Annotated in this window: 17 protein-coding genes and 4 pseudogenes; 12 read left to right on the plus strand and 9 right to left on the minus strand. The window is 60.4% G+C overall.

Annotated features, from left to right (window positions below):
• Positions 1 to 39: 39 nt before the first annotated feature.
• The 3 genes from METLW4_RS0122275 to METLW4_RS0122285 form a co-directional block, all read right to left on the minus strand.
• Positions 40 to 2,187, minus strand: coding sequence for a TonB-dependent receptor family protein (locus METLW4_RS0122275; protein ID WP_198290248.1), 2,148 nt, complete (start codon positions 2,185 to 2,187; stop codon positions 40 to 42).
• A gap of 245 nt (positions 2,188 to 2,432) precedes the next feature.
• A complete protein-coding gene (locus METLW4_RS25860; protein ID WP_083919368.1) occupies positions 2,433 to 3,377 on the minus strand; it encodes a LysR substrate-binding domain-containing protein in 945 nt (314 codons plus the stop codon).
• 27 nt (positions 3,378 to 3,404) lie between these two features.
• Positions 3,405 to 5,186, minus strand: coding sequence for an FAD-dependent monooxygenase (locus METLW4_RS0122285; protein WP_018268452.1), 1,782 nt, complete (start codon positions 5,184 to 5,186; stop codon positions 3,405 to 3,407).
• 215 nt (positions 5,187 to 5,401) lie between these two features.
• Here METLW4_RS0122285 and METLW4_RS26745 point away from each other — a divergent pair, with 215 nt between their 5' ends.
• Positions 5,402 to 6,040, plus strand: coding sequence for an NADPH-dependent FMN reductase (locus METLW4_RS26745; RefSeq protein ID WP_083919369.1), 639 nt, complete (start codon positions 5,402 to 5,404; stop codon positions 6,038 to 6,040).
• Between the two features lie 185 nt (positions 6,041 to 6,225).
• On the opposite strand, the pseudogene METLW4_RS28650 reads toward METLW4_RS26745, so the two are convergent.
• A pseudogene (locus METLW4_RS28650) lies at positions 6,226 to 6,557 on the minus strand (ISL3 family transposase); the annotation flags it as partial.
• Between the two features lie 117 nt (positions 6,558 to 6,674).
• On the opposite strand from METLW4_RS28650, the pseudogene METLW4_RS28655 reads away from it, so the two are divergent.
• A pseudogene (locus METLW4_RS28655) lies at positions 6,675 to 6,941 on the plus strand (IS256 family transposase); the annotation flags it as partial.
• Positions 6,942 to 6,998: 57 nt separating this feature from the next.
• Here the strand turns inward: METLW4_RS28655 and METLW4_RS25870 are convergent.
• Positions 6,999 to 7,520, minus strand: a pseudogene (locus METLW4_RS25870) (TetR/AcrR family transcriptional regulator); the annotation flags it as partial.
• Between the two features lie 144 nt (positions 7,521 to 7,664).
• Between METLW4_RS25870 and METLW4_RS0122315 the strand changes: the two are divergent.
• A complete protein-coding gene (locus tag METLW4_RS0122315; RefSeq protein WP_018268458.1) occupies positions 7,665 to 8,456 on the plus strand; it encodes a crotonase/enoyl-CoA hydratase family protein in 792 nt (263 codons plus the stop codon).
• Between the two features lie 332 nt (positions 8,457 to 8,788).
• On the opposite strand, the pseudogene METLW4_RS28660 reads toward METLW4_RS0122315, so the two are convergent.
• A pseudogene (locus tag METLW4_RS28660) lies at positions 8,789 to 9,000 on the minus strand (MFS transporter); the annotation flags it as partial.
• 379 nt (positions 9,001 to 9,379) lie between these two features.
• Positions 9,380 to 11,872, minus strand: a complete 2,493-nt coding sequence (locus METLW4_RS0122325) for a TonB-dependent receptor (RefSeq protein ID WP_026191736.1) — start codon at positions 11,870 to 11,872, stop codon at positions 9,380 to 9,382.
• A 476-nt stretch (positions 11,873 to 12,348) separates the two neighbouring features.
• Here METLW4_RS0122325 and METLW4_RS0122330 point away from each other — a divergent pair, with 476 nt between their 5' ends.
• The 9 genes from METLW4_RS0122330 (at position 12,349) to METLW4_RS0122370 (ending at position 23,092) form a co-directional block, all read left to right on the plus strand.
• Complete coding sequence (locus METLW4_RS0122330) at positions 12,349 to 14,664, plus strand: DUF1549 and DUF1553 domain-containing protein (protein ID WP_026191737.1); 2,316 nt, start codon at positions 12,349 to 12,351, stop codon at positions 14,662 to 14,664.
• A gap of 38 nt (positions 14,665 to 14,702) precedes the next feature.
• On the plus strand, positions 14,703 to 16,151 hold the full coding sequence (locus METLW4_RS0122335) for a DUF1501 domain-containing protein (RefSeq protein ID WP_018268462.1): 1,449 nt from the start codon (positions 14,703 to 14,705) through the stop codon (positions 16,149 to 16,151).
• A 112-nt stretch (positions 16,152 to 16,263) separates the two neighbouring features.
• Positions 16,264 to 18,705: a TonB-dependent receptor gene (locus METLW4_RS0122340; protein WP_026191739.1), complete on the plus strand. Its 2,442-nt coding sequence runs from the start codon at positions 16,264 to 16,266 to the stop codon at positions 18,703 to 18,705.
• A 605-nt stretch (positions 18,706 to 19,310) separates the two neighbouring features.
• Complete coding sequence (locus METLW4_RS25875) at positions 19,311 to 19,742, plus strand: DUF6152 family protein (protein WP_051079707.1); 432 nt, start codon at positions 19,311 to 19,313, stop codon at positions 19,740 to 19,742.
• 134 nt (positions 19,743 to 19,876) lie between these two features.
• Positions 19,877 to 20,587 (plus strand): hypothetical protein, encoded by a 711-nt coding sequence (locus METLW4_RS0122350; protein ID WP_018268465.1) that lies wholly within the window; start codon positions 19,877 to 19,879, stop codon positions 20,585 to 20,587.
• Between the two features lie 15 nt (positions 20,588 to 20,602).
• Positions 20,603 to 21,451, plus strand: a complete 849-nt coding sequence (locus METLW4_RS25880) for a hypothetical protein (RefSeq protein WP_018268466.1) — start codon at positions 20,603 to 20,605, stop codon at positions 21,449 to 21,451.
• 26 nt (positions 21,452 to 21,477) lie between these two features.
• Positions 21,478 to 21,972: a DUF6644 family protein gene (locus METLW4_RS0122360; RefSeq protein ID WP_026191741.1), complete on the plus strand. Its 495-nt coding sequence runs from the start codon at positions 21,478 to 21,480 to the stop codon at positions 21,970 to 21,972.
• A gap of 28 nt (positions 21,973 to 22,000) precedes the next feature.
• On the plus strand, positions 22,001 to 22,474 hold the full coding sequence (locus METLW4_RS0122365; protein WP_018268468.1) for a DUF6644 family protein: 474 nt from the start codon (positions 22,001 to 22,003) through the stop codon (positions 22,472 to 22,474).
• 33 nt (positions 22,475 to 22,507) lie between these two features.
• Positions 22,508 to 23,092 (plus strand): cytochrome c, encoded by a 585-nt coding sequence (locus METLW4_RS0122370; RefSeq protein WP_018268469.1) that lies wholly within the window; start codon positions 22,508 to 22,510, stop codon positions 23,090 to 23,092.
• A gap of 97 nt (positions 23,093 to 23,189) precedes the next feature.
• Here METLW4_RS0122370 and METLW4_RS0122375 read toward each other — a convergent pair whose 3' ends face one another.
• On the minus strand, positions 23,190 to 23,867 hold the full coding sequence (locus METLW4_RS0122375; protein WP_018268470.1) for a substrate-binding periplasmic protein: 678 nt from the start codon (positions 23,865 to 23,867) through the stop codon (positions 23,190 to 23,192).
• A 173-nt stretch (positions 23,868 to 24,040) separates the two neighbouring features.
• Positions 24,041 to 24,580: a GNAT family N-acetyltransferase gene (locus tag METLW4_RS0122385; RefSeq protein ID WP_018268472.1), complete on the minus strand. Its 540-nt coding sequence runs from the start codon at positions 24,578 to 24,580 to the stop codon at positions 24,041 to 24,043.
• Positions 24,581 to 24,592 lie beyond the last annotated feature (12 nt).

A 24,592-nucleotide genomic window follows, 5' to 3' on the forward strand; every position in this document is an offset into this window, starting at 1 on the left:
CGAGGCTCCCGTCGCGATCTTTGCGCGAAAAGCGTCAAATCAATAGCGTAGCGTGACTCCACCATAGATCCCAACGCCGTCGCCGGGATAGAAGACCGCCGCGTCCCGCCCATTGGCATTGAAGGTCGGATTGACGACGGCCGCGTATTTCACATTGGCGAGATTGCGGCCTTCGAGATAGGCCTCCCATTGAAACGGCGAGTCCACCTGCTTGGGCTGCAGATAGCCAATTCTCGCGCCGAGAATCGCGTAGGGCCGCGAGAATAAGCTGTTGGCGTAATCGACAGGATAGGAAATGAAATTCGATTCTACGTTCAGCCCGGCGTAGAAGCCCAGCCGGTGACGATATTCGAGCTCCGCCTTGTAAAAGTGAACGGGAATGCTCGGCAGACGATTGTCCCTATAGATCGGGTCGTTCCGATAATGAAAATCGTTCCATGTGTACGTCTGCCGCAAGACGAGCTGCTGGCCCGGCTCGACGCCCTCCGATTGCGTCAGCGCTTCGCGCGAGTCGGCGTCGGGTTCTGCACCGCCCGCCTTCGATCGCCATAGCAGCGTGTCGAGGCTCAGTTCGACACCTTGGTGGCGTGTTGCAGTGGCGTTGGTCGTAGCCGTCAACGCCGTTCCGGGAAGCGTGACGGTCAAGAGCTCATTGTCGATCCAAGAATGATAATACGCGAACTCCCATTTGGCGGGGCCGAACTTGCCCTTCAATCCGCCCTCGGCCGTCCAGGCGGTCTGTTCCTTCAAATTCAGATTGCCGAGCTGAGCGGTAGGAAACAGAATTTTGGGGAAGGACCAGTTGGTCGGCGGTTCGACCGAGCGGCTCACATTACCGAAGAGCTGGACATCTGGCGTCAGATAATAGCGCAGGCCGGCGCGTGGCGCGTAATTAAGATAGTCCTTCGTCAGCTTGCTGGAGATGGGATAGATGAACTCGCTCGTGCGCGGCGAATAGCTAAGCGCTATTCCCGTCGTTAGCCAGAGCTTCGACGTCAGCTCGAAATCGTTCGAGCCGAGCACGACGACGTCGGAGCCGGCGAGATTCACATAGTTGATGAGCGCGTTCTTCATCGCCGGAAAGAAACCGGGCCAACCTTCGAGCCGCAGATTCGTGTCGAGCGCGGTCGAGGAGAGCGCGGAGAGGGTGGTGTTGCTCGTATGTCCACCGAGGTCATCGCTACGCGTGTATTTCAGCGATGCGCTGATGTCGCTCGCATCCCATCGCACAAACGGGCCGCCGGCGCCCGATTGCGGAAAACGCTTGAAGGCGAAGGCGAACTCTAGCGCCGACATGTCGTTGAATCGAAGTCGCGTCTTGTTTCCGATGAACTCGGAATAGGGGAGGACCTTGTACCAGCTGTTGTTCAGCGCCGCCGCCGCGGCTTGCCGCGGATCGGCCTGAAGCTGTGCCCAGCTGATCGTGTTTGGAACCTGGAAATATTCATGCGCGAAGCGGAAGAAGAATCGCGTGTCGATATCGTCGCTGACCTTGTATCCGAGATTGGCGACGAATCGGACGCTGCTCGCCTCCGAATGCGCGCGATATCCGTCCTGACGAAATCCGGAGGCGCTGATATAGTAATCGAAGGGTCCGATGACCTCGCCCGAGCTCACCTGCCCGCGCCAATAGCCGAAGCTGCCGGCTTCCGCGCGCGCCTGGAACGGCTGCGAGTCATAGCCGGTGTGCGACACGTAGTCGATCGCGCCGCCGAGGCTCTTCGCGCCAAATTCGAAGGCGTTCGCTCCACGCAGGATCGTAATATGATTGGCGGCGAGCGGCTCGACGAGTTCCCAAGGCACGCCTGTCGACGTCGTGATCGGAATTCCGTCGAGCAGGACCGATACGCCAGCGAGATAATTGAGCGGGCTACGTTGAATTCCCGATCCGCGGATCGACAGGCGTATGGCCTCGCCTCCGGATGTGGACTGCGCGAACACGCCGGGCTCGCGCGACAAGATGTCCGCCGGATTGGAAACCCGGCCGCGCTCAATCTCCTCCGATGTGACGAGGCTCGCGCCGCCGGGAATCTTTTCGAGCTTTTCGGCGGCCTTCAGCGCCTCATCTGCCGCTCCGCGAACGACGACGTCCTCGACTGTCGCCTGCTCCGGCACGGGCGTCGCTGCGTCGGACTGCGCACGCGGCGCTGCAGCCGCCGCGCTCGGCAAAAGGGAAACGACGAGCAACGGCGTCGCGAACATTGCGGCAGGGAACCGGGAACGCGAATTTCTTGGCGACATGTTGACCCCGATGCGATGCGTCGAATGATCGGCGAGAGCTTCGCCGCATTCTTCGACCATAAGCCTACTGAGTAAGTAGGCTAACGTACGGGGATGACATGTCACGAGCCGAAACGGAAACGCAGCGTTCCGCATTCCGCATCGATGCGGTGAGAGCGAAAGTCGTCAGAAGGCGCTAAGAAAGGGAACGCCTATGCGCGATCGCCGTGCGGCAGCTCGTCGATGAGAAAATCGAGAAGCGCACGCGCGGCCGCCGACAGACCGCGTCGCGACAGATAAGCGATGTGAATGTCGTTGATGGGTCCGGCCCATTCCGGCAGGACGATGGCGAGCCTGCCGTCGTCGAGTTGCCGCTGGCAGAAATGCGCCGGCAGCAATGCGATTCCAAGCCCGGCTTCCGAGGCGGCGCGGAGCACGGCCAGCTCGCAAGTCGCGAGCCGCGGATCGACAGGAATGACGTGAATGCGCCCGTCCGCATGCCACAAGCGCCAGATCGACGGGCCTTGCGCGGGCGGCGCTCCGAGCAGCGGATAGCCTGGAAGATCGTCTGGCGAATGCAGCGCATCGAGAGCCGGGAGACCGGGCGAGGCGACGAGGATATTACGGCTCTCGCCGATGCGACGAATGATGAGATCGGAATCGTCCAGCGGCGTCGGGCGAATGCGGATTGCGAGATCGATCCGATCGGCCATCAGATCGACGTTCCAATTGCGCGCGTCCAGCTCGAGCGAGATCTCCGGATGGCGCGCAAGGAATTTCGGCAGGATCGGAGCGAGCCAGTAATTGGCGAGCGGCGCCGGCGCGCTCACGCGCAGAGCGCCCCTCGGCCGGCTCTGCGCCTGGACAATGAAGGCCTTCGTCGCCTGTGAGCTCGCCAGCGTATCCCGGCATCGCTCATAAAAGGACTGACCCAGATCGGTGACCACGAAACGACGCGACGAGCGGTGAATGAGCTGCACCGCATAGCGCTCCTCGAGCGCCGCGAGCCTTCGGCTCAACCGGCTCTTGGGAATGCACAGGCTGCGGCTCGCGCCGGCGATCCCGCCCCGCTCGACGATAGCGGCGAACAGCAGAAAATCGGAGAGGTCCTCTATGTCTCTCGAATTCAACGCAGACGACGCAAGCTGTTCGTTCATGGCAATCGCTCGGGGTTTGGCGTGGCGTCACACGGGCGCGGTCTCCGTCGAGGACGCCTCCTCGGTCGCCGACGCGCCTGCGAGCAAATGTCGAAGCGCCCTGACCAGGGCTCGCGTCGGATCGCCGGGTAGGCGCCGCGACCGAAATGCGACATGCCCGTCGGGGCGGACCAGAACTGCGCCGTCGCTCTCGACGCTATAGGCTTCCGTGAAGCTCCGCTCGCCCGAGCGCTCGACATAATCGCCGCCTGCGCCGATCAGATAGGCCGTCGCGCCGATCGTGCGCTCAGCGGCGGCTTCAGCGGTAGCGCGAAGCCATTGGCTTCCGTCGGGGCCGGCGAGAAGCACGAAGCCGTCGTAGAACAGATCGATCGTCGACAATTCTCGCCCATCGCGGTCGCGCAGCCACAGATGCGGCGCCCGGGCTCCTGGATGCGCTGTTGGACGATAGAGGCTCACCGTCGAGAGCTCCGGCTCGGTTCCGTCGAGAAGGACCGCCGCCGAACGATAAATGGTTCCGAATTGTTGCCCTTGAGAATAGAACTGCTCCCGCTGACGCGGGATCGCCGCAGCGATGCGATCGCGGACGGAATGGCCGCGCGGCGTTTGTTCTTCGATCGCAGCCAGATGCGCCGTGTCGTGCAGCAGCCAGCCGGTCTCCTCCATGCGGCGCGTGTTCTCGAGACACTGCTCGCCATTGAATTCGGCCACGGGCTTGCGCTCTTCTTGATAGGTATCGAGCAGCGAATCGGCGGCCGCGCTGCTCAGCACGAGGTCGAGCTTCCAGATCAGATTGGCGCTGTCCTGCACGCCGGAATTCATGCCGAATCCGCCGTGAGGCGGAAAGCGATGCGCAGAATCGCCGACGAAGAAGACGCGCCCGACGCGCCATTTGTCGGTGACAGCCTGATCGTGCTTCCAATGCAGGATGCTGAGAATCTCGATTTCGACCGACAAATCGCCGACGGCTCTGCGAATGATGTCGCGACAACGATCCTCGGTGTACGATTGGGGATCTTCGCCGGGCGCCGCTTCAAAATTATAGGACCAGCGATCGGCTTGGCGCCGCCAGCTCAAAGCGCCTTGCGTGTCTGGATTGACGATCCAGAAGAGGCCGTATTGGCGTCCCGCTCTGTGTCGTTCGAGATCGGCGCGAAATTGGACATTGACGGAATCGCCGAAGGCGCCGAAACCGCTCTCGCCTACTCCGAGCGCATGACGCGTTGGGCTGCGCACGCCGTCGGCGGCGATCAGATAACGCGCGCGCACATGCTTTTCGATGCGGCCGGTCTCTTCATCGCTCACCTCCACCTCGACGCCCTCGTCGCCCAGCGCGGAGATCGTCGCGCGCTTGCCGAATTGCGCGCGCACAGAAGGATATTTTGCGAGAGCCTCGAACAGGATCGGCTCGTAGAGGTCCTGCCCGCAAAAACACGGGCCTTCCGGCGAATAGGTCGCCCAGAGCTCGCGATCAGCCTGCGAGCCGAAGTCGATGCGTCCGAGCTCGACGCCATTCAATCGGGTGAGCCATGTAAAAGCCGTGGGAACGGCGCCCGGCTGCAGCAAGCCGCGGCCGACCGCACGTATGTCGTGGGCGAGGCCCCATTGACGGAAGATCTCCATCGTTCGTGCATGGATGCCGCCCGCTTTCGGATGACGCGACAGACCAGACCTGCGTTCGAAGAGAGCCGTCGAACGCCCGGCGCGGCCGAGCTGCAGCGCGGACGCGCAACCTACCGGCCCCGCTCCGATCACGACGACGTCCACCTCTTCCGTCGACGGAGAAATCTTCGACAGAGCATCGACCATGACCGCCCTCCCCGAGGCATCTCGGCGCAAAGCGGCGAGATGATATCCAATTCTCGACAACTTAGCTAGGAATATGCACGTCTTCGAGCGCGCATGTCGCAACGCTGCGTTCTACCCGGGCTTCTCCGTTAGATCGCGGCAGATGCGGTAGTTTCACCTTCACACGTGGGCTGTCGGAAACACGCCGCGGATAGGGGTCTGGGAAAGCTCGTCAAATGTCAGAGATACATGTTCTTGCTATAGCCGGCTCTCTCAGAAGAGCCTCCTACAATCGCATGATTGCGGAGACGTTACGGTTTATGGCCCCCCGAGACATGGTCATTTCCGTCTATGACGGTCTCGGCGAATTGCCTCACTACAACGAGGACATCGACAATCATTCTCCTCCCTCGTCGGTGCTCGCGCTACGTCGACAGATCGCCATGGCGGACGCCCTTTTCTGGGCCTTTCCAGAGTTCAATCATTCGATACCGGGCGTGCTGAAGAATCTCGTCGATTGGACGTCGCATCCGCTGGACGTCGCGCCGCTCGTCGGAAAAGTTTCAGGAATATCCGTTGCGACGCAGGGACATGGCGGCTATCGGGGAATGGCCGATCTCGCGCGCATTCTCCGCGATCTCGGGGGCTATGTCGTTCCTGCGCCAGAGGTCTGCATCCAGCATGTACAGAACAAGCTGGCCGTCGATGAATTCGGCCGTATCGAAATTCTCGACGCGAGCACACGCTCGTCGCTGGAGCTGCTGCTGCGCGCGCTCGACCGCGCCGCCCGAGACAAGGTCGGCGCTCAGACGGCTGCTCCGTGGCAGGAGCTCTTTGCTCTGCGGCGCAGGAAGGAAGAGGCCGATCGAAAATAGACGGCTCTATAGGCCGCGCGTTCAAGTAAGAGCCGTCTCAGCTGTCGACAAGCGGGCGGTTTCCATGCGCCGCTGCGGAACACAGAAATCAACGATGTCATTCGGCGCGGCCAGTTGAGCGCCCAATCGGTGTGGAGGCGACAAGAATATGGTTCTTCCTCACTTCCTGTTCCACAGCGGTTAACTGGATACATGCGCGCACGAAGGAGTTCTGGCCCCGCTCGGCCTACATCGTTCGTTTGAGTGCTTTTAGGCGATAGATTTGTCTTTCCGTCTGGCAGTGGTTGCTCCACGGCTCGGTGATCACATTTCTCCCCGCGTCGATGTCTCTCTGCTCCATGCGAGCGAAACGTTGCATCGCGCACAAGCCCGACTTCCGGGCATGTTTCAGCCAAGCGCCGAGCAGGCCAACTCTCTTGCTCTCGAGCTTGCCCCTAAATCGCATGGCGAGTCGACGCATTGTCGCGAACTCGACTTTTGTAGCTTGATCGACGGTCGACAATACACGCGGCTTGATTCAGAGCGCCGAACGTCCAGTTGCGGGATCGACAGGACGCGGACTCGGAACAGCCGAAATAATCTTCGCCGTCTTGCGTCGACTTGGCTGCTGATGGATCGCTACACGCCGTCGACCTTCTTCGACTTTCCCGCCGAGCATTTCGCACATCTGTGGATGTCGAACCCGATCGAGAGCGTCTTTTCGACGGTGCGGCATCGCACGGTTCGCATGAAGAGGCGCTTTCGCAGGACGCGGCGCGCCCCATGATTTTTAAGCTCCGTGATGGCGGCGTCAAAAACTTGGCGGCGATTGAAAGGACAAAATCAGTTTCCGAAACTCATCGAAGGCGTCACATTCCGCGACGGAATCGAGATCGCTCGCGAAACCAAAACCGCCGCTTGATCCGCCCCGTCGCCTACAAGCCGGCATAGCTCTCGCAGCGGCTTTGAACATCCCCGATCATGCGGCCTTTGTGTTCTGCGCGATGCTCACGAGCGCCCGCGCAGCGCTTCCAGCCACTTGCGCGTAACTGGCGTCTCGATGCACCAGCATGGCGGAGAAGGCGCCGTCGATCAGGACAGCAACCTGCTGGGCGAGCGATCGAGCCTCGCCTATGCCCGCCTGTCTGAATTCGTCTTCCAACCACTGCTCGGCCTTTTTCTTATGCAGGGCGCCGATTTTTCGCGCGGGATGGCCGGGCAGGTTCGCGAGCTCGGCCGTCGTGCGTAAAAATCCGCAGCCCTTCCATTTCGGATGACTGGCCGCCTCGGCCATCCTTGAGAAAAAAACTTCCATCTTCTCCGGCATGGTCCCGCGCGCCTCGCTGAGCCAACGCGAGAAGACTATCAGATTGGGCTGATCTCGCTGCGCAAGATAGGCCGCGATCAGTTCGTCCTTGCTGGTGAAGTGATAGTAGAACGTCTTTTTGGTCACTCCCGCGCGTTCGGCGATCGCGTCGACGCTGATCGAGCGAATCCCCTCGAGATAGAAAAGTTAGGTAGCCGCCTTGATGATCCGCTCGCGCGCTGGGCCGACTTTCGCGTTCATTATGTATACCGACTAGTGAGTTTGTTAGAAGACCGAACTTGCTACAGTTCTCGTCGCCTTACAAGGACAGGAGAGGTCATGAACGATACGGTCCTTTTCGAGCTGCGCGGCGACATCGCGTTGCTGACCCTGAACCGCCCGAAGAAGCTCAATGCGCTCGACTACGCCACGAACGATCGGCTGCTGGCGCTGCTCGACGCCATCGAGGTGGACGCCGCCGTTCGAGCTGTCATCATCACCGGCGCCGGGGAGCGTGCGTTCTCGGTGGGCGGCGACATCCACGAATTCTCCGCCAGCGTCCGGCTTGGGGTCGACGAGGCCGTTGGTGCGTTTTGTCGCCGCGGACAGGCCATGACCGCGCGCTTCGAGGCGTTTCCCAAGCCTGTCATCGCGGCGGTCAATGGCATTGCATTCGGCGGCGGGTGCGAGATCACCGAGGCGGCGCATCTTGCCGTGGCCTCGGAACTGGCGCTCTTCGCCAAGCCGGAAATTAATATCGGCATTCCACCAACATTCGGCGGCACTCAACGCCTCCCGCGTCTGGTCGGACGCAAGCGCGCGCTCGAACTCCTGCTGACAGGTGAAACATTTACCCCCGCACGCGCCCTCGAGCTCGGTCTTGTCAACAAAATCGTGTCGCATGCAGATCTCTTGTCGAGCGCCTTCGATTTGGCCTCTCGCATCCTGCAGCATTCGTCACTGGCGGCGGCGCGCGTCATCACAGCGGTGACGCGCGGGCTCAACATGAGCATCGCGGAAGGGCTCGAGATCGAACGGGAGCAGTTTGCCCGCATGTGCGCCACACACGACGTGCGCGAGGGTCTCGACGCCTGGATCGCCCGGCGCAAGCCGGTCTACACCGGAACTTGAAGCGCCGCCGCGGGACCACAGTCCACAAAAGGGACCGTTGGCGATAGTAGCTTCGCGGACCATTGATTTGCACACCCTGCCCCGCACCGTCCGTCCCTGTTGAGGGAGCTGTCGCTTGCTCGAGCATGTCAATCTCTTGCTCGAGCATGTTCGGACAAAAGCCGGCATGCAGCGGGTGCCCATGCAGACGCTCCGGCGTCCCGGGCGACCGCCTGAGGCGGAGGCGCCGTTCTCATCGACACGGCCGACCGCCACCCGCCGGATGCGGGAAGTTTTCTTTGACGCCTCTGGGGGAATAGCAGTCGGCGTTTACACCAAGGCCAAAAAGGGGCAAGGCCGCACGAGAGGGACGTGCCGGCTAATGCGACGATGGCGACGATGAAGAGACGTTTGCGCGCGAAGCGATCGCCAGCCGCCAAGAGGACCGTCGCCACACCGATGGCGTAGGTGTTCCGTCCACTGGAGTTCCTCGAAAATCGGCGTGAAGGACTTTGTCCACCGTCCGCAGGATTGCCGGCACGCTTGATATTTCGAAGCCGAACATCAAAACCGACAAGCAGATGGCGGCCAGGACAAGGTCCAGCAAATTCTCGAAGCGCGAGATCGGCGACTGCGAGGCGAACTCGCGCTCGGACGGCGCGACGCCTTCCACCATCTTGAAGATCGGATCACTGCGCAGAGCCGAGGCGTCGTTGCCGTCCTCATAGCTGGCGCCAAATCATGAGGCAGGCAAAAGCGAATGGTGTAGGCGACGAGATCGGGATCGCGCGGATCGCGGATGCCGCCGGCGATGCGGCAGGGTAAAATCGTTGATGGCGGGCGTGGCGGCTTCGAAATGACGCGAGTTGGATTCGACACCCGAATTCTACGCCAAATCAGAAGGCTGTACCACTCCCGCCAACTTACACTGAATTTCCCCCTGGCTAGAGCTTCACGCGAAACGCGCCGCCCCAGGTTGCATCCCAGCGTGCAAGACCAACTCGCGCCGGCGTCGAGGCCGTCCCCTGGTCCCAGGAGGTATAAGGCCTCTCATTGCCGATATTCTTCGCCCAGAAGCTGAGATTGTATCGATCGTCCTCGGTCTTGATTCCTATGCCAGCGTTCACGATCGCGTAGCTTCCCTGCCAGTATTGCACTATCGACCATGGATTCGTCAGCTGCGTCTTGTCTTGCCAGCTAACGTTGAAATAGCCGTACGCGGTGATCGGCTTCGCGGTCCAGTCTTCGAAACTTCCGAGGTTGGAGAGATCGCCGAGACCAGAGAACACGCGCCCGATGGAATGCTCGTAGTTCGCGCCAATACTGAAGTTCCAGAGCGGAACGCCCGTCCAGCGCGTATTGGAAAGCGACAATTGCTGGGGCGCGGGTACGGACCCGGTCGACCAATTCCAATCCGGCGGCGGTCCGGCGTCCGGCCAACTCACCCAACGTGCGTCAGTGAAGGCGCCATTGAAGGTGATCCACAATTTTTCGACCGGGCTCCATCGCCCGTCGAACTCGACCCCACGGATGCGCGCGTGCGCGGCATTCCCCAGGGTCGTGAGGCCAAGAGGGGCGCCGAACTGGTCGCGCGCGGAGCCGTCGACCACTTGCGTCTGGAAGTTGAAAAAGTCGTTCCAATAGAGGTTCACGTTAAAGAATAAATGGTTGTCGAGCCAGTTCGACTTGAAGCCGATCTCGTAATCCCATGAATATTCCGGCTTCGTGATCACAGTCGGGTACGAATCGAATGTGTAAACGCCATTCTTGAGAACGTATCGAGGGTTCGCGCTAGTGTTGACGGCTCCGGCCTTCTCGGCCCTGCCGACCAACGTGAATATATTGATATTCTCATTCAGTTTGTATTGAGGATTGAATATCCCCGTCAGGAAATTGAGAGGTTTTTGGCGGCCGCCCGTATCGCCCAAACCGCGGCTTCCCGCAGCAATGACCGCCTGATCTTGCGCGAAGATCGATGCATTCGGATAATAGCGGTTGATCTGACTGACCGAACCCTGCCGAATCTCGTAGCTCTCACGCAGTCCAAGCGTCGCCGACCATTGGTCGTCGATATGATAGGTGACTTGGCCGTAGGAGGCGGCCTGAAAGTCTCGCGCGTGGGTGTAATCCCACACCGTCACGCCGGGAAGCGCGCCAGGTCGATTCAGGAATCGCGCGGCGTCCACACCGAAGTTCGTATGATGCATCTGATTCGTCGCGTCGTCGTAGAAGAGGTACACGCCAGTCGTCCATTCGAGCGGCTGGTCCTTGGGCGACGTCAGACGAAATTCCTGCGACCCCTGCCCGAGCGCGGTGTTCATACCGCCGCGCCACAGCTCGAGGAGGTTCGTTTCCTCGAAATAGCGCATCTCGTTTCGGTTGAAGCCATAGGCCGTAATGGACGTGAAGATATTTTGTCCGACGCCGATGTTGAGCTCGTTCGAAACGGTGATCGTTCTCGTAGGGTCGACACCCTCTCGCGATATTGAAGGCTTGTAAGGATCCCAGGACAAAATAGGCTTGCCAAGTCGAGCCGCGACATTCTGCGCGAAGGTCGCGCTGGGACGCGTTCCATTGGCGTAGACGAGGGTCGTATCTGAGTAAGGCCCGAGATTGTAGCCGTTGTATTCGTCGGACTTGTTGTAATTGAAAATGAGCCGGTCCGTGATGTCATCGCCGACGTAGAAAAGCTGCCCGCGAACGCCCCAACGGTCTGTATTCTTGTAGCCAGCGCCGCTCACCTGATCGTGTATCCAGCCGCTGCCCTTGTCCATGAAAAAGCTCACGCGGTAAGCGAGCTTGTCGTCAATGAGCGGGCCGGTGGTCGTGACTTTCTCGATGACGCGGCTGTGATTTGCGAAATTGGTCTCGACTGTCGTCTGTGGCTTGAATGAGGGCAGTCTATTATTGATGATCAGACTGCCGACAGCGGTGTTTTTCCCCCCTGCCGTCCCCTGCGGGCCATAGGTGACTTCGAAGGACTTGACGTCGAACAGGTCCATCCATTGGAAGCCCCAATATTTCCAGAAGACATTGTCGACGACGTAGCCGGTCGGGGACTCCGTGCCGACACCGGTGCCGGAGGCGCCGATTCCAACCCAGCGAATCGTCTGGCGCGAGGACTGCAAGGTGGTGCCATTATTGGCGCGATAGTTCGGGATCAACTGCTGTAATTCGTCGAGGCGATTGATGTTCTGGTCATCGATCGTCCTCTCGTCGACGACGACGATCGAGCGTGGCTTATTTTGCGCCTGAATGACAGAACGCGAGGCTTCCGCCCGATCGTCTGATCCGTCGACGAATACATCTCCCACGTTCGCGGCCTGTTCAGCTTGCTGAGCGCGCGCCACTTCGGCGGAGACTATTGCGGCGCCTGTGGCGAGGATCGAGGCGCCACGCATGAGTACAGACACAGATCGTCGCTTGGCGACACCCATTTATCGGCTCCCAATTTACGGGCTGCCGCCGCCCCGATCGTGGCCCATTAATCCTATAAACTCGATAGCATTAATGCTGTCAAGCTGACGCTATTGGCGAATGAACGAGTCCGATGGGCGCGCCGGCCCCTCCCAATCGATCCCGCATGTCGCGGTAGGCCGACTGATTCCGCCTTCCCCGGTTGTTTTGAGGTGGGCGCTTTGCCCCAACGTTTCGGTCCGATGAGCGAGGAGCCGCCCCTGCAAGCGATGACGCTTTTTCCTCGAAATCGGCTTATTTCCTATCGCTATGATAGGTTTTTGGTGTATATCGCCCCGTGCGCGATCGTAGCACGACGTGTGGTGACAAATTCGGTTCGCATAAAAGCGCGCGCGTCTCATTGAACGCCATACCATGGCACATTTTGCTCGGTTACGGCGCAAGAAGAGAATTCCTGTGAGCCCGCTCATCACAATCAGTATCGGGGGTGAAAGAAATGCGGAAATCGTTGAAGAGAGCTTATTTTACACTCCTGCTGAGCGCTTCCTGGGCCGCGGTTACCCTCGCGGCCGAGACCAATTCCATCGAGGCTCCTGCCCGAACCGGTAGCTCCACGCGACCGCATTGGTCCTATCTTCCCGTCCATCCGCCGGCGTCCCCCTCTGTCGCAAACAAGAAATGGGTGCGTTCGCCGATCGACGCTTTCATTCTCGCGAAGATAGAAGCAGCGAAGCTCTCTCCTTCGCAGGACGCCGATCGCGCATCTTTCATTCGCCGCGCGACACTGGACGTCTGGGGTCTCATCCCCGAGCCGGAGGAGGTCGCGGCCTTTGTGAACGACGCGTCGCCGGACGCCTATGAGAAGGTCATCGACCGGCTGCTCGCCTCGCCGCGCTATGGCGAGCGGCAGGCCCGCCGCTGGCTCGATCTCGCTCGTTACGCGGATAGCGCGGGCTTTCAAGGCGATGTGACGCGTCCGAATTTCTTCCGCTACCGCGATTATGTCGTGCAGTCCTTCAATGAGGACAAGCCCTATTCGCGGTTCATTCAGGAGCAGATCGCGGCGGACGAGATCGCGCCCGGCGATCAGAAGGCGCTCGTCGCCACCGGCTTCCTTGCGAGCTACACGGATAATCCCAACGCACGTGATCTCATCGGCCGCAAATATCAGATCACGACCGACATCACGGACACGATCGGAACGGCGATCCTCGGCACGACGGTCGGCTGTGCGCGCTGCCACAATCATAAGTCGGACAAAATATCGCAGAAAGATTATTTCTCGCTGCAGGCCTTTTTCGCCAACACGGCCTTCGACGAGAAGATCCCCGCCGCCAAGGGCGAGCAGGAGATCGCCTATCAGAAGACTCTCGCCAAATACGAGACAGCTGCCAAAGATATTCTCGACAAGCAGAAGGCGATCATCGAGCAGATTCGCGAAAAGGCCAGCTTCTATTACAAGGAGCGCTACAATCCCGACGCGCGCGCCTCGATCTTCAAGCCCAAGAGCGAGTGGAACGCGCTCGACCGCTGGGTCAATTATCGAGCGGACATCGTCACCGATCAGCCGGCGCTGGCCAATTATCTGCGCGACATCGCCAATGATTTGCAGAGCCCCGACCATACGCCCGAGGCGGTGGCGAAATGGGCCGAATATCAGAAGCTCACGGAAGAGCTGAAGAAATTCGAGAAGCTCAAGCCGACGCGCGGAGCCGATACATTCACCGCGGCGACCGAGCTCGGACATTCCGACGCCCCTCCGACCTACATCTATTTCGGCGGCAATCACGAGCGTCCGCTCGATGAGGTGCAGCCGGCCTTCCCGGAGGCTTTCGCCAATGGCGAGACGCCCGCCATCACGCCGACGGCCACCTCCTCCGGCCGCCGCACGGCGCTCGCCAATTGGCTCACCAGCCCGAGCAATCCCTTGACCGCGCGCGTCTTCGTCAATCGCGTGTGGAACGAATATTTCGGCAAGGGCATCGTCGGCACGGTCAGCGACTTCGGCAAGGCCGGCGACAAGCCGAGCAATCCCGAGCTGCTCGACTATCTCGCCAGCAGCTTCGTCGACGGCGGCTGGAGCATAAAGAAGCTGCATCGCGAGATTCTGCTGTCGAGCGCCTATCGGCAATCGTCGGCGCATCGCGAGGATGTCGCTGCGGCCGATCCCGAGAACAAGCTGCTCGCCGTCTTCCCGCGCAAGCGCCTCGACGCCGAGCAGATTCGCGACTCCTTCCTGCAGGCGTCCGGCCGTCTCGAGGGCGCGATCGGCGGGCCGGCCGTCTATCCGCCGCTGCCGGCCAATCTCAATGTCGGCCCGGCCTGGGAGGCGTCCAATGATCCGCACGAGATCAATCGGCGCAGCCTCTATATTTTCGCGCGGCGGAGCGTTCCCTATCCGCTGCTCGAGACCTTCGACCTCAACAATCCGCAGCAGGCGCACAGCAAGCGCGACGTCACCACGACGCCGCTGCAAGCGCTGACGCTCGTCAATAATGATCTCGTCTTCCAATGGTCGCAGGCGCTCGCCGGCCGCGTCATTCGCGAGGCGGGAGCCGACGAGGGCGCGCGCATAGAACGGCTCTATCAGATTCTGTTCTCGCGCAGCCCCGACGCCTACGAGAAATCGCTGCTCCAGGCCTTTCTCGACGAGCATGAGAAGCTCATCGGATCCAAGCCCTCCGACGGCAAGTTCTCGATCGCCGTGCCGACCGGAAAGGACGTGAGCATCGCCAATCCGATCCGCGCCTCCGCCTTCGTCGACCTCGTGCATACGGTCGCGAATTCGAACGAGTTCATCTACCGCTTCTGAAAATCGCAAAGTTCATCTCGAAGAAAGGGAAAGACATCATGAGCAAGACGCGACGAGAATGGCTGTTCAACGCCGGATATGGCCTCGGCGGCGTGGCGCTGAACGGCTTCATGCCGGGCGGCGGCGTGTTCTCGGTTCCCCTCGCGCAGGCGGCGGCGACCTTCGTGGATCCGCTGTCCAAGAAGGAGCCGCATTTCGCGCCCAAGGTGAAGTCGGTCATTTGGCTGCATATGGATGGCGCGCCGAGCACGCTCGATCTCTATGATTATAAGCCCGAGCTCGTGCGCCTCGCCGGCCAGGAGGTTCCCGAGTCCTTCCTCAAGGGCCTTCAGGTCACCACCTCCGGCGGCGCCGGCAAGCTGTTCGCCTCCAAGCGCACATGGAAGCAATATGGCCAGAGCGGCGCGTGGTTCTCGGACCTGCTGCCCAATCTGGCGCAGCACGCCGACAAGATCACCTTCGTCAAGTCGAGCGTCACGGTCGGCGCGACGCATGACATTTCGATCTTGAAGCTCAACACCGGCGACGTCACGCCCGGCCGGCCGTCGCTCGGCGCCTGGATCACCTATGCGCTCGGCTCGGCGAATCCCGATCTGCCGCCCTATGTCGTGCTCTATAGCGGCAAGCGCGAGCCGCGCGGCGGCTCGGTGAATTGGAGCTCGGGATTCCTGCCCGCCGTCTATCAGGGCACCGCCTTCCGTCCCGGCGCGTCGCCGATCCTCAATCTCGACAAGCCGGAGCTGATCGCCGCCGCTCAGCAGCGCGACAATCTCGATCTCTTGCAGAAGCTCAACGAGCACAAGTCCGGCGCGCTTCCGTCCGACACCGAGCTGCAGGCGCGCACGCGCTCCTATGAGCTCGCCTATCGCATGGAGAGCTCGGCGCCGGAAGCGGTCGATCTCTCCAAGGAGACGGCGGCCACCAAGGCGCTCTACGGTCTCGATAATGACGCCACCAAGGACTATGGCACGGCGCTGCTGCGCGCCCGTCGTCTGGTCGAGCGCGGCGTGCGCTTCATCCAGGTCGTGTCCGGGCCGGTCGACGGCATCGCCGACGACAATAAGAACTGGGACGCGCATCGCAAGCTCGAGGAGAACCACGGCGCCAACACGCGGGCGATCGACAAGCCGATCGCCGGCCTGCTGGCCGATCTCGCGGCGCGGGGGCTGCTGGACGAGACGCTGATCGTGTGGACCTCGGAATTCGGCCGCACTTCCTATGGCCAGAGCGGCGACGGTCGCGATCACAACCCGTGGGGCTACACGCAATGGCTCGCCGGCGGCGGCTTGAAGCATGGCCTCACCTATGGCGCGACCGATGAGATCGGCCTGAAGACGGTCGAGAATCCCGTGGACACCTATGATCTGCATGCGACCGTGCTTCAGCTGCTCGGCCTCGATCATCTGAAGACCGTCTATCTTCGCGCCGGCCGCGCCGAACGGCCCACGGTCGTCTACGGCAAGGTCGTCGGCGACATTCTGGCCTGACGAACGCTTCTGAAATTGCGGACGTGAGGCTCTCGATCCTCCGGGATCGCGAGCCTCATTGAGACGTAGCAATGCTACTATCCATCTGTATTATATAAATATGGACTGAGAGATGTCTCAACGTTTTCTCGGATTGTTGTCGGGCGGGTCGGTAGCCGCCTATGTCGCCATCACGGCCATTCCCGCAACATCGGCCATGGGACAGGAAGCGCAAGTCGAGGACGTGAGGGTCGGCGCCCACCAGGACGGGCTGACGCGGCGGGAAGAGAGCGTGCTCTTGAAGACGCCTCGTTCGGCGGGCATCGTCAATGCGGAGACGATCGTAGAGCAGCATCTCGAACGTTTGTCCGACCTATCGCAGTTGGTTCCCAACTACAGGCCGAACATTTCCAATCCGCAGACGTCGACTCCGGCAATCCGCGGCGTCGGCGTGGGCGCCGGCACGGGGCTGGGAGCGGAATCCGACACCGGCTTCATCATCGACAATGTCTTCTACAAGGCCGTCGGATTTCAGTGGGGCGACTTCAACGATGTCGAATCCTTCGAGCTCGGTCTCGGCCCCCAGGGAACGGCGGGTGGAAAGAACACGACCGTCGGCAACGTGAATATCCGGACGCAATTGCCTTCGTTCGAGCGCAAGGCGACGTTCGAGACGTCCTTCGGCAACTACCGCCACATCATCGAAAAGGGGAACATCACCGGTCCGATCATCGACGACAAGCTGGCCTACCGGGTGGCCTTTTATCTCGACCAAAGCGACGGTTGGGTCCACGACCAGGTCACTGGCGCCGGCTATTTGAACAACGATCGCTGGGGCGTGCGCGGACAGTTGTACTATGTCGGGGACGAAATAACCGACCGCGTGATCTTTTTTACAGGGGAATCACACGAGCGGAAGTGGGGCACCGGCGCGGTCGGCGATTCCCTGGCAATCTACGCCAACGGAACCCTCGGGACGCCGTTTTCGCGGACGCTTTTCCAAAAACTCGGGCGTCCGATACTGACTTTCGATCCCTACAAGCCATTCGTAACGGGCGAAGGCGCGCATCAGGCGCAGGTGTCGGGAGCTTCGAACGAATTGAACTGGCAGATCGGCGAGAACACGCTCACCTCGATTTCAGCATGGGGCGCATTCACCAATCATCCGCACAACTCGCGAGGCGAACAGGAAGTCGAGCTTTCCGACAGCCACGGAAATGGCACGGCGGTTCAACTGTCGCAGGAAATTCGACTGGCGTCGCCGAAGGATCAGAAGTTCGAATGGATAGGAGGCCTATTCGCCTTCTACGAAAAGGTCTGGGCCTACAGCGAGCTGATCTTCGGAACAGACGCGGCGCGTTGGTATAACAATCCCGCGCTTCTTCCCGGTTTCAACCAGCATACGGACGGGAAGGCGCGCACGTTCAACATCGCGGGTTTCGGCCAAACAACCTATCATTTCGACGATCGAGCGACGCTGACATTTGGCCTTCGCAACGGCTATGAGATTAAAGAGGGGTCGGACTTCGCATGGGAGCAGGCATGGAGCACGACCTATTCGTCCTCCCAAGTCGACAAGGCCATACGCGGCGGTGGCGGCGGCGGCTTCTTCGATACCGGCGGCCAGAGCGTCGCCCGCAATATGCTCACCGGGATCGTTAATCCGTCCTACAAATACGACGACAACATCCTTCTCTACGGCCTTGTCGGTCGCGGCGAGAAAGCCGCTGCGGTCAACACTGGAGCCAAACCGATCCTCGGCAGCCAGTCGAATCTCCTGGGATGGCAACCGCTTCTCACGAAGGCGGAATACAATTGGGACTATGAATTCGGCGTCAAGACAAACTGGTTCGACAACAAGCTGATCGCCAATTTCAATCTCTATTGGACCGACATCTTCAACTGGCAGGCCAACCTGACGGATTCAAGCTACCGCGACGCCAACGGACAGCCATTGGCCCAGACGTATGTCGGAGCCGTTCCGCACGTCCGTCTGCGCGGTTTCGAATATACGGGACGATGGAATCCGGTCGAGCGGCTTTCGTTCACATTCAACGGCGCCTACACGGAAGTTCGCTACGTAAAGTTTCCGAACGGACCGGTTCCCGTGGACTGGAACTGGTCGACGCCGAGTTCCGCTCCCGCGGGATTCCTTGCGGCGCCCTTGTCATTGTCCCGCTCCAACACGCGCCTAGAAGGCCTTCCGATGTGGGCGTTCAACGTCGGAGCGAACTACACGCACCCCTTGGGATCGTTTCTGCGCGATATCGGTCCCTGGTGGGATAGACCGGTATCAGGGTTCGGTTACATAAACCTCGCTTGGCAGGACAAGACGAGACTGACCAATCCATGGTCCGTGTTCCAATATTGGCAGCCGGCCTATTCGCTCGTTAACGTCGGCGTTGGATTGCGATCGGACGACGAGAAATACAGCATCTCCGCATGGGCCAAGAACGTCTTCGATGCGAGATACATCTCGGGATGGGCTGCGTTCAGCTCGACGACTGGCGCGACGATCACGCCGCAGCTCCAGCCGAGATACTTCGGCTGCACGCTGTTGGTGAGGCTGGATTGATGCGAGGTTCTGCCTCTCACCCTCACGTGTAAATCGTCTCGGCCCATGCCGCGCCGAGTGACGCCCCACGACCGACCACAGTGAGCCGTCGAGTGGCCTGAACACTTGGCGCGGGCATCGACGAACCTCTGTAATTTGGCCGCCCGATGCAAAAGAAAACAAGGCCTCCGAGAAGGGTCTACCGCATCTTCGCGTGTGACTCGGCTCGGCGCTTTGACCCTCAATCGGGGGGACTCCCCACCGTTTGTAAAGCCCCATCATGGGGCGGGGATTGGCGATTTTCGTGGGGAGACTCCATCCAGGAGAGTAGTTCGAACTCGGTCTTTCGGGCGCGCGCGGTTGGACGCGCTTTGCTGCGCTACGCTCCGCGTCGCGCTCCCGACCGCGCGCTACTCGTCATGAACCTTGGAAACAGTGGAGCGCCTCAGCCGGGCGACTCGAGAGCGCAGCCAGCGGCGGAGAAGGGATCACTGATCGCTATTTCCGATCGATTTTATTAATTGACTGACGAGCCGGATTTCTTATGCTGTGCCCGTTCGAATGAGGTCGACACAGCATGTCGTCGCTTTTTTGGGCGACTTGCGTATTCCAGGAGGAAAAACGCAATGCGGTCAAAAAACTTGCCTACCGGAATTTTTTTCGTCGCCGCGACGATTTGGACGTCATCGACCTCGGAAGCGCACCACGCATTCGCGGCCGAATACGACATTGATCAGCCCATCACCATCAAAGGCAAGCTGACCAAGCTCGAATGGACCAATCCACATGGCTGGGTCTATGTCGATGTGACGAACTCCGATGGAAAAGTGGTCAACTGGGCGGTCGAGTTCGGCGCACCAAATGCGTTGCTGCGCCGTGGCGCGCGCAAGGATGACTTTCCGATTGGCGGCGAAGTCACTGTGAACGGCTATCGCGCCAAGAACGGCAAGGAAGTCATCGCGGGGAGCACGGTGAAGCTTCCCGACGGGCGCGACTTCTTTGCTGGAAGCGAAGGCACTGGAAACCCGGGTGAGGCTGCATATCGTCCGCAAAATTAGTGAGCCGCGCAGCGCCGACCGATGGTGAGTATCAAATGACCCGCCTTTCCTCTGTTCGTTTTGTCGTCCGCAAATCGTTGCCGGCGGCTGTGGTGGTTGCGGCGCTATTTTGCGGCGCGCCGACGCTTTCATTCATGATGACGAGCCCGGCGCGCGGCGCGGAGACAACGGGAGCCATTCCGAGAACGCCCGGAGGCAAGCCGGATTTTTCTGGATTATGGCAAACGCTCGGCTCAGCCGACTGGGATCTCGAGCCGCATAGCGCGCGCAAGGATGCGCCCGCCGGTCTCGGCGTGGTCGTCGGCGGAGAAATTCCCTATCAAGCGTGGGCGGCCGAGAAGCGCAAAGAGAATTACGAGAAGCGCGAAGAGCTGGATCCGCGCAACAAGTGCTATCTTCCGGGCATTCCACGCGCGACCTATTCGCCCTTTCCGTTCCAGATTTTCCAGGGCGATGGCGGTCTCACGCTGTTGTACGAATATGCGCATACGGCGCGCACGATCCATACGAACGGCTCCAAGCATCCAGATGGCCACATCGACTGGTGGCTCGGCGACTCTCGCGGCCAGTGGGAGGGCGACACCCTGGTCGTCGACGTGATCCATTTCAACGACCAGACTTGGCTCGACCATTCCGGGAATTTCCACAGCGACGCGTTGCATGTCGTCGAGCGCTACGGATTCATCGATCCAGATCACATCCGATACGAAGCCACGATAGAAGACCCCAAGGTCTTCACGCGTCCATGGGCGATCGATCTCGTTCTCTATCGACATGTCGAGAAGAATTTTCAGCTGCTGGAATACGAATGCTACACGTTCGGCTACGAACGTTTCTACCCCTGATCCGGAGGCGGTGTCATGACGCGGAACAGAATATTCGCTCTCGTCGCCAGCGCCAGCTTCGCGATTTCCGGTGCAGTTTGCGCAGAAGACTGGACGCCGAAACGGCTTCCCGATGGGCAGCCCGACATCCAGGGGTTCTATCGGCCCGAGATCGCCGGAACCTATTCGCTGGTGCGCCCACGGCGCGGTGTAGGCGTCCAAGAGCAGGACGCTTACCAGAAGCGAAAGACGGACAATGATTTCAGCAATTCGCGGATCGTCGATCCGCCGGATCGACAAGTGCCTTATCAGCCCTGGGCGCGTGCCAAGCAGTTGGCTCTCGAGGCGTCGGCTTTCTCTTGGACTTTGCCGGAGCACATCGAGCCGCAGGCGCGCTGCGTCCCGGGCGGCGTCACGCGAACGATATTCTGGACGCAGGACTTCGAGATTCGTCAATATCCAAACTACATCGTCTTCCTCCACGATCAGAACCATACCAGCCGGATCATTCCCCTCGATGGAAGACCGCATATTTCTGAACGGATCAAGCTGTGGATGGCCGATTCGCGCGGCCATTGGGAGGGGACGACGCTCGTCGTCGATGTCACCAACGACAACGCTAAGCATCGGCTGAGCAATGAAGGTGATTTCTCGAGCGACAAGGTTCATATCGTCGAGAAATATATCTTCACAGGCCCGGGCGCTTTTCGGCTCGAACAGCTTTACGACGATCCGAGCGTCTACACGCGGCCCTGGACGCTCGCTTCCAACTTCTCTCGCGCGCACGCTAAGGATCCGAACTACGAACTCTGGTTCAACGAGTGCCATGAAGGCGAACGTGACGTCGAGCATTTGTATCTCGGCGACAAGACGAAGCCTTATTGATAGACGATGCGCCCGAGGGGCAGACCGTGTCCACACTCTATGATCTTGCCCAAGCGCTCTATGACTCGGACTTCGGAACAGCGCTGCGCGAGTCTCAATATGCCTTTCCGTTCGTGGAAGGCATTCATCTTCTGGGGCTCTCATTTTCGGTCGGCCTGCTGGCCATCGTCGACCTCCGACTTGCCGGCATTCTGTTACGGGATGTCCCCGGTCTCTATCTTTTGCGCCAGCTACGTCCCTTCATTGTCGGGGGATTCATAGCCACTTTCGCAACCGGCGTTCTGCTGTTCTGGGCGATGTCCATCAAGCTGCTGTCCAACCCCGCGCTGCCCGTCAAATTCGTCTTCATTCTGCTCGCCGGGATTAATTTCCTGTGGTTCGAACGCCGGCTGGCTCCGAGCGCTGGCGATTGGGCGGAGCGCGCTATCCTGCCGACCAAGGTCAGGATCGCGGGTTGGACGTCGCTCGTTCTCTGGTCTGTCGTGGTGATGGCCGGCCGTCTCATCCCCTATCTCGGTTAGCCGCCCGATCTCGAAACCGGAGCCTGACATGACAGTCCTGGAATTTTTGCGTTGGCTACAGGATACGGGCGTCGGCATTGCATTGCGCAAGTCGGACCACCTCGTCGGAGCGGGCTTTCAGCTCGTTCACATCTTTGGCTTCATTCTCCTGCTCGCTTCGGTGACCTTCGTCGATCTGCGGCTTCTGGGCCTCGCTCTGGCGAAGCAGGCGCCGGTCCGCGTCATCGGCGCCGCAAACATTTTGCTCGCCACCGGTCTTTCGGCAGCGATCGTGAGCGGCGTGCTGATCTTTTTATCTGGGCCGGTCCGCTACTATTCCAACGAATTCTTCCAGATCAAAATGCTCTCGCTGGTCGTGGCTGTCCTGTTCCAGGCGAGCGTCTTTCGAGCGATAAGTAAGAAAGTCGAACAGAGACCCCTCGCCGGCAAGGCTGTCGCGATCGTATCGCTTCTGCTTTGGTTCGGCGTCGGTGTAATGGGTCGAATCATCGGTTTCGTCTGAACAACTCCCGGAGAGCTGGCGATGTGGCGTAGGATGGCGGCTCTGAGCACGGCGCTCATAATCGGAATCGCGACCTCGGCCAGCGAACCAGCCGCGTATCAAAGCGCCGAAGATGGCCAAGAGGCGATCGCGTCGATTCAAGACATCATGCGGGAGATCGTCGATCCCTCGGCGGACGCGTTATGGGCTGCGGTTTCTAGCACTGTCACCGCTTCGGGCACGGAAAATCGGCAGCCGCGAACAGAAGACGAATGGAAGGCCGTGCGGCGCAATGCGGTGGCGCTAACCGAAGCGCCCAACCTTCTGCTCACGCCCGGTCGGCGCGTCGCCCCTCTTGGCGGAAGTCTGGAGGACGCGCAGGTGGTGGGCATTCTCACACCAGAGGAGATCGCAAAGAAGATCACGAGCGACCGTTTCGCATTCACCGAACGCGTCAGAGCGTTACGCGACGCCGCAAAGGACGCACTGAGTGCGATCGACGCGCGCGACGCCGCACGTCTGTTCGAGGCCGGCGCCAAGCTCGATCAGGCTTGCGAAGCCTGCCATGTGAGATACTGGTATCCGAACGACACACGGCCGCCACCGCCGGCGAACGCCAAACTCGCCCCGAGAAAGTAGCGTTGCGATCCGAGCGAGGTGAGGCCCCGCCAACACGACACGGCCTCTGCAGACGATACCAGAGGTGGCTGATAGTCCAGCCAGAAGAGGGGCGACTTCATTCGAAGCCATATCGAGTCAACAGCTTCGAAACTGTTCCGTTCGCTTTCAATCTCGCCAATGATCCGTTGATCTTCTGTAGCAGCGCGGTGTCGCCCTTGCGAAGTCCGAAGCCTGCGGGGCGAATGTCGTGCGAGACATAGGCTTTCGCGACGCGGATATTGGCGAAAGCGCCGCCGCGGACGATGAAAGCCAGGGTAGGAGCCGTGCCCATCGCGGCGTCGACCTTGCCGTTGTCGACGCTCTCAGCTGCGCCATCGAGGGAGCCGCCGACGACCGGATCGGCGCCCACCCGCTTCGCGATGTCCACATAATTCGATCCGGCGATAACGGCGACCTTCAGATTCTTCAAGTCCTCGGCCGTTTTGAAATCCCGTTGGTCATTCTTACGAATGACCAGCGTCTCGCCATAACTCACGACGGGGTCGGAGAAGTCGAACAGCGCCTGACGCTCCGGCGTGATCTGGTAGGTATTGGCGACGATGTCGATCCTTCCGTCCGCGATCGCCTTTGCGTAGGGAACGGTGCCGGCTCCCGTGACGACCACATATTGCAGATCGACGTCGATGTCCTCTGCGATCGCTTGCAGAATCTCGACGGTCGCGCCGGAGGCTTTCTTGGTCCCGGCATCGAAGCCCGCGAATACTCCGGGCTCAGCCGCGATGCCGACGCGCACGACCTCGCGCGCTGCGCTCGCGCAAATCCCCGCCAGGGTCGCTGCTGCGAGGGCGATGAAGAACCGCGTCGCGTGGATTTTCGCGCCACGGGGGAAGTGTATCGAAGGCATCTGATCTGCTCTTGCAGGAGGGTCTGGCGTCGGGTCGTGAACAGTCGAGACGATGGCGTGTCTCAGCCATGCGAGCAGGGATGGAGGCCGGCGCGCGGTTGGGCAAGATTTTCGTCGGGTTGGCGCAGATGCTTCTCGAAGGGCAGGATTCGGAGAGCTTCCAGGTCCGCGGTCAAATCGAAGAGCGCGCGATACCCCGATGTGAGATAGAGATAGGCCGCCTCCGGCTGACGGCAGCCGGTGGTCAGGAATATGCGCGCATAGCCCTGGCGAAGAGCTTGGGCCTCGAGTTCCTGGACCAAGACGCGCGCCAGCCCTTGTCGGCGCAGGTCACTCCGCGTCCAGATGCGCTTGAACTCCGCGGTCGTCTCGTCGTAGCGGCGGAAGGCTCCGCCCCCGATCGTTTCCTCTCCGCGCAAGAGCAGCAAGAAATTTCCCTCGGGCGGCGCGAAGGCTTCGGGCGGATAGCGATTGACCTCGCCCGTTCCGCCTTCGGGGCCGAAAAAATCGCCGTAACGCGCGTCATATTCTCGGACCAGATCGTCGAGCAGCGGCGCGGCGCGAGGATCCAGCGGAGAGGCGTAGAGAAAACGATCCGTCATGCGGGCCGCCTT

The organism is Methylosinus sp. LW4 (genome assembly GCF_000379125.1).
Taxonomy (GTDB): domain Bacteria; phylum Pseudomonadota; class Alphaproteobacteria; order Rhizobiales; family Beijerinckiaceae; genus Methylosinus.